3 protein-coding genes and 1 pseudogene are annotated in these 6,789 nt (G+C 34.4%); 1 reads left to right on the forward strand and 3 read right to left on the reverse strand.

Annotated elements, in window-relative coordinates:
- Nucleotides 1-170: 170 nt before the first annotated feature.
- The 3 genes and pseudogenes from NF27_RS05525 to NF27_RS05535 form a co-directional block, all read right to left on the reverse strand.
- Nucleotides 171-1,820 carry an integrin alpha gene (locus NF27_RS05525; RefSeq protein WP_053332616.1) on the reverse strand — a complete coding sequence of 550 codons (1,650 nt, stop codon included), beginning with the start codon at nucleotides 1,818-1,820 and terminating at the stop codon, nucleotides 171-173.
- A gap of 333 nt (nucleotides 1,821-2,153) precedes the next feature.
- A complete protein-coding gene (locus tag NF27_RS05530; protein WP_039456820.1) occupies nucleotides 2,154-3,272 on the reverse strand; it encodes a Fic family protein in 1,119 nt (372 codons plus the stop codon).
- A 128-nt stretch (nucleotides 3,273-3,400) separates the two neighbouring features.
- Nucleotides 3,401-3,868: pseudogene (locus NF27_RS05535) on the reverse strand (baseplate megatron protein TIM-barrel domain-containing protein); the annotation flags it as partial.
- An 827-nt stretch (nucleotides 3,869-4,695) separates the two neighbouring features.
- Between NF27_RS05535 and NF27_RS05540 the strand changes: the two are divergent.
- Complete coding sequence (locus tag NF27_RS05540) at nucleotides 4,696-6,381, forward strand: ankyrin repeat domain-containing protein (protein WP_039456825.1); 1,686 nt, start codon at nucleotides 4,696-4,698, stop codon at nucleotides 6,379-6,381.
- The last annotated feature ends 408 nt before the right edge of the window (nucleotides 6,382-6,789 follow it).

Consider the following 6,789-nt stretch of genomic DNA (forward strand, 5'->3'; position numbering starts at 1 on the left):
TTATCACTTAACCCGTTCCACCTGGGTTCTTCTATTTCAATAATTCTAACACCTTGAAAGACAATGTTGCGAAAACAGAAAAGCAAAAAATAAAAAGTAGATTTTTTAATTTTTGCAACACTACCATAAAATCTAAGTTTTACCTGTTATCATGAATTTAATTCATATTCCTAAATTACATCGTTTAGTATCCCCCAACCTTGCATTACATAACTTAATATGTAATTAGGCTCTAATGTACTACTACTTCCATATCCTAAGTCAGGAGAATTACTTGGTAATATCTCAGTATTTTGAAATAAGGGGGTTGGTGACGCTATAACTGAAGAAGGTATTTCAGAAGGGGAAGCCAAAGGAAAACCAGAAGAAGGTAAACGGTTAGCATTGTCACTTAACACTACAAAAACAGACCCTGAGTAATCATAGTTCATTTCATAATTAGGAGCCCCGATAATTATATCATTAACACCGTTACCGTCAACATCACCCGCATATCCTACCGAACCTCCAAGGTACCCGCTTTTCCTTATTCCCTCTATAGTTATACCTCTAACTCCATTAAAATAATTACATCCTATACTTGCCGGGAATGCTTTACCACTACCATAAAGTATATTTACACTACCGAAATTAGACATTAATGTATTACCGATAATTAAATCGCCTAATCCGTCACCGTTAATATCTCCTAGACCACTTACCTGATTACCTATGCATCTGGGATCGCCATATACTTCACTTTTTATGGCAAAACCATTATTGCCATTTACATCAGCAATATCAAAACTAGGTGAGAAAGGAGACCTACTACCAAACAATACATAAATATTACCTATGCGATAATCATTACCATTAGAGAACAACTCATTGGTAACCAAATCATCAATACCATCACCATTAAAGTCGCCTAGACTGCTAACACTATTCCCAATAGTACCTTGTTTTTTAGCACCTACTATTGCAAAACCGTTGTTGCCGTCAAGATCAGAACTATGTAAACTAACAGGGAAAGGACTTTTATTGCCGAAGACTACATAAGCAGCACCCGCGTTAAAGCCGGTTCCCATGATCACATCGCTATAACCGTCACCATTTATATCTCCAGCTTTAGCTACAGTAAGCCCTAAACATATATCTTTTCCTTTCACACCGTTTATAATAAACCCGTTAACACCATTTAAAGTTGAAACTTCAAAAATTGCAGGAAAGGGTTCTTTGCTACCTAGTATAACATAAGCAGCTCCTGCATTGGAATTAGTATAAGGAGCACCAATAATTAAATCATCATAACCATCACCGTTAATGTCCCCCGCACTACTAACCGAATAGCCTAGTGCCTGGACATTCCCCTGTATTACAAAACCATTCTTACCATTGAAATCAGCTGATAGCGCACTCTTACTGCCGAATACCACATAACTCTTAGAAACATGCTCTCCCGGTGTTCTCCACCATGAATGAGCACCTATAATCACATCATCATAACCGTCACCATTAATATCCCCGGCACTACTAACCGAATAGCCAAAGAAACCATTTTTATCAGTTATTCGGTTTATAGTAAATCCGTTAGTACCATTAAGAATCGAGGGCTGAAAATTGGCTGGAAAACCTTCTTTGCTACCATATATTATATAACTGGCTCCTCCTCTGCTGTTTGCCTCATAATTACCAATAATTAAATCATCAAATTCATCACCATTCATATCGCCTGCACCGTTTACAGATTTACCGATAGGATTGTTATAGGCCATACCTTCTATTGTAAAACCGTTCTTGCCGTTAAGGCTTTTAAGGTTGAAATAATTTGGTAAACTCATTTTTTATTCCTTATAAAAATTTTTTATATAGCGGGTATAATACCATTTCTAAATAACACCAACTTACCTAGCTATATACTGCTGATGCTTAGCTATTTCTTAAATTATAACAACTATATATATATTAATTAATATGTAGTAATTATTAAAAATATCTAATTTTTAGATACCTTGTAAAAACGGTTGAGTTAAATCAATAAGAGAAAGTGACAATGTCAAGTTGGCAGTACCCTTGAAATATCTGATTTATACAGAAGGTTACCATTAGTTTACAAGAGATCGTCTTATAATGTACTGGTAATTAGGCACATGAATCATACAACTATAAATTTGTTAGTTTAATAGTTTTATATAATCACTAAATTGAAATGCTTTGTTACGTTTTTGCTCTGTAAGCCTTTCTAATATTTCTAGTTTTTCAAACTTCTTAACTACTGCCTTAGCTGTATTGTAATTTACATTGCATCTCTCAGAAACTTCATTAATTGTAATAACTGGTGATTTAAATAATATACCTAAAAATTCCTTTGCTTCGCTAAAACTGCGTATAAATAGCTTACTACTTTTAATTCTATCAATTAACTTGCTTTCAAGCGCTTCTATTTCTTTGGCTATCCTTGCTGCATCTTCTGCTGATTCAGATACCGCTCTTAAATAAAATTCTATCCATCCTTCAAAATCTCCTTTTACTCTTACATTATCTAGTTTTGTATAATATTCTAAATGAAACTTTTTAAAAAAGTACGAAGGGTATAATAAAGGTTCCTTTAAAACATTATCTTTAACTAACATTAATACTATTAAAAGACGCCCGATTCTGCCATTGCCATCTAAGAAGGGATGAATTGTCTCAAACTGTACGTGAGCTAGTCCAGCTTTGATAAGGGGAGGAACACTATTATTCGCATTAATAAATCTTTCTAAATCTGATATTAACTCAGGAACTATATTCGCTGGAGCAGGTACTAAATTACCTACCTTTACTTGTTGTTTCCTAAATTCGCCCGGAGCCGATCTATCCCCTTCGCCATGAAGTAACTTATTATGAGCTTCTCTAATTACCCTTGATACTATTGGCAAACCGTCATTTTTAATTAAATCCATTGCATGATATAATGCATGCGAGTAGTTTATAACCAACTGAGTATCTTTTTTATACTTATTAATAGCATAAGGATGGCTTAAGACATCAATCAAGGTTGTGTGTATACCTTCAATGTCTGAAGTTAATATTGCTTCTTTTAAAACATATGCTTTAAGGAATCTATCTTTATCCGGAATACGAGCTATCATGCCATCTAAGTTACCTAAAGCATGCATTGCTCTGCCATATAAATTTATAATTTCTCTATTAAATTCTAATTCAGGGTTGTAAGGTGGTAATGCCTTAGGTATAAAATATGTTTGAGATCCTAAAACTTTATATTCACCTGTGATTCTTTCATTAGCCATATTTTATATTACTAATAACTAAGCTTATTTACAATAGCATAGTATATATTCAATTTTATTGCAATTAGCAATCGTTAACTGCAATAAGTAAAGCCAACTACTTGCTTATTGCAAATTAGAAGACATTTTTATATATAGAGCGGCTTTGTACAACCGTCAATAGATGGAAAGCCTAATTCTGTAAAAGCTATCCTTTTCATTTTTGGTTTCCAATCAGTATACTTAACATCTGGGTTTATGTGGTAATTTTTCCACCAATATTCTATATTTTTTATAGCCCATTCCGGTGCTAACGGATGCTTAGCTCCTTTTGTATCTTTAAAGTAATCAAAGTATTCTCCGCCTTCCCAACCTTTTCTAATTATCTTATATGTAATTTCTTTTTGGAGTAGATTATCTGTTAAGGGGAAATAAGCATTAATACCTATAAACGAAATATCAGGAGAGACCCATAGCTTATCTAAATGGTACCAACCTCCTTCGGTATGATAGTACTCATCCCAATTAGCTGCATAAGTAAGTTCAACTTTCTCACCCACTAAGCTTTTAACTTTTGAAGCTAAGTCTATCATCTTATCAACTGCTTTAAAGTTACCTTTATCATCTTGGTATTTTAATGGTCTCGTTGCTCAAATATGGGTTAGAGGTAGGAATTAACAAAAGACTTAAAGAATTAAAATAAGAAGAATAGATCGAAGGAAAAAAGGGAGTCATATTGCTGGACTCAAAACATAAATAGTTAAGCTGCCATGAAGGAAAGAAACAAGAGAAAGAAGGGTAGTGTTAGTACGAAGATTAAAAATAAAGTAAATAATTGGAAAGAATATAACCATGTCCTGCCCCCGTGAAGTTCCCCCTATGAGGTAGACAAAAGTTGCCTATGTCTATTGTTATAATAAAGATTACCTTCCTGCAATATTTAAAAGCTCAATATTTAATAGCTTTGATAGTAAAAGTTATTTTACTAAAGAGATAAGCAGCAATAAACGGGAGTCAGGAATGGAAATAGGAAGCTGAATAACTTTAAGTTATTAAATATAAGGATAGATTACAAGAGCAGGGCAAATTACTACTCCAAGGATAATGAGAGAAAAGCTGCAGGGATACTATGATCTTTAATTCCTAAACTATATTATGATAATGAGGTAGTGATACCGTGTTTGAAGTCAAGTATTTAAATAGAAATTTGTAAGAGGCGCTAAGCTCGCTACAGCGCTATATTAGTTTGCGCGCTCGCTATGGCGCTTAACTATTGTAAATTACATTTTTTTACAATTGGTTAATCTAAGGTACTTGTAACATTTGTGGGTCAAATTTAGTTTTATGCTTAATAACACCGGATGCTATATTAATAAATATTCGATGTATTAAGATGATATAAGGTGATATTTATTGTAAGGATAAATAAAATAAAAGTGACCATATGAAAAGAAAAGCTGAAGAAAAATCTTTTACTTCTAATAAAGAATCAAGAAATGAAGATACTAAAGTACAAAAGTATGAGACGAGACACCCGATTATTTTAAAAATTATTGAATGCGCAAGAAGTCAGGACCATGAAGAATTACAAAAGGTTCCTAAGCGCTGGATTATTAATAGAGTAGATTATAAAACAGGGTTAAGTGCAATAGGAATATTAGCGAGCAATGAAGAAATAGAGGCCATGAAATTTTTAGAACCTTATGGTATTAACAAAAACTTAATAGTATATGGGTTTGCTATGGGGGGACATAGTGAACATACAAAGGAATGGCTTAATCAAGGAGCAAGTAAAGACCAGGCCATAATAGGAGCGGCTAGAGGTGGGCATATAGAACTGGTAGAATGGTTGGTAAACCAAGGAGCAAGTAAAGACCAGGCCGTAATAGGAGCGGCTAGAGGTGGGCATAAAGATATGGTAGAATGGTTGATAAGCCAAGGAGCAAGTAAAGACCAGGCCGTAATAGGAGCTGTTAAAGGTGAGCATAAAGATCTGGTAAAATGGTTGATAATCCAAGGGGCAAGTAAAGACCGGGTTGTAGAAGAGGCTGCGTATAGCGGACAAAAAGAGCTGGTACAGTGGTTGGTAAGCCAAGGAGTAAATAAAAACTGGGCTATAGAAGTTGCTGCTCAAGGCGGACAAAAAGAGCTGGTAGAATGGTTAATAAGCCAAGGAGCAAGTAAAGACGAGGCTGTAAGAGGAGTTGCTCAAGGTGGACATAAAGAGATGGTAGAGTGGCTGGTAAGCCAAGGAGCAAGTAAAGACGAGGCTATGTATGGAGCTGCTTATGGTGGCCATAAAGAACTGATGGAGTGGTTGGTAAGCCAAGGAGCAAGTAAAGACTGGACTGTAGGAGAAGCTGCTTATAGTGGAGAAAAATATTTGGTAGAATGGTTGATAAACCAAGGAGCAAGTAAAGACAAGGCTATAAGAGATGCTGCTCAAGGTGGGCATAGAGAGCTGGTGGAATGGTTGATAAGCCAAAGGGCAAGTAAAGCCGATGCTTTATATGGAGCTATTGTTGGCCAACAATACAGATTGGCGATAGGTTTAATAAACAATCATCAAGTACTCCCTCAGGAAATAAACACTTCTACTTCTACCTCATTAAGGTCTTGTTTTAATATGAGATATCATGCTTATTCATTTATATCCGGCATTGCTGATTATAATCTTCAAACAGAATATACTAAGTTTATAGCCAATATTATAGGTATGGATAATATAAAGTTTAGTGGAAATTTGGGGGTTCTAGAAAACATTATAAATCAACAAAACCTATCTATCCAAGATGCATATGTCTATTATGTTGAAGATAAATATATTCGAAGTGGAATATCAACTCCGTTGGGTGATTATGTAGCATCATTCTATAATTCGTATACATCTGATAAGCTTATGGTAATGGGAGAAACCAAGGAGATAATAATACCTAATGAAATCTTAAATAAGATTGCTTATTTCTATCTTGAGCATCCCAAGCTTAAACATAATGATACCCCGAATGCTCAAATATATCCTCCCTTTTCAGAGCGCGTGGTAGATAAAGTTGTATGTTTATGGGTAGATAGAATAAATGAGATTCGTTCTAAAGGAGAGAGGATAAGCTCCGATTCTATAGGAATGTAGGAAAGCTGCTTAATACCCTTTATTGTAAGAAATTTAGTATCCCTTGCAATTATAGGCTAAGAGGGGCTTCTTACAGGAAGCCTTAGGAACTATGGGAGCAGATAGGAAGTTATATGAGTTTATATGATTCAAAGTAGAAGCAAAGAATAGGGTTAACAGTATGTATATGACTTACCTATAACGTGTAATATAATAATTTTTTATCTTTTTAAAACGATCCTTTTTGAGAGGAAAGTTTAAACCATGTAAATTTATCATATAAATACCCAAAAAAGCTCTCAAAACTATTTCTTGGAATTAACTTTCTCAAAATGTACTTTAAAGGCGAGTTTTAAGAGAGATAATTATGCTTGTAGGATATGCAAGGGTCTCAACCCAAGAACAAATTTAGATTTACAGCTAAATGCT

The sequence above is a fragment of the Candidatus Jidaibacter acanthamoeba genome (genome assembly GCF_000815465.1).
GTDB lineage: Bacteria > Pseudomonadota > Alphaproteobacteria > Rickettsiales > Midichloriaceae > Jidaibacter > Jidaibacter acanthamoebae.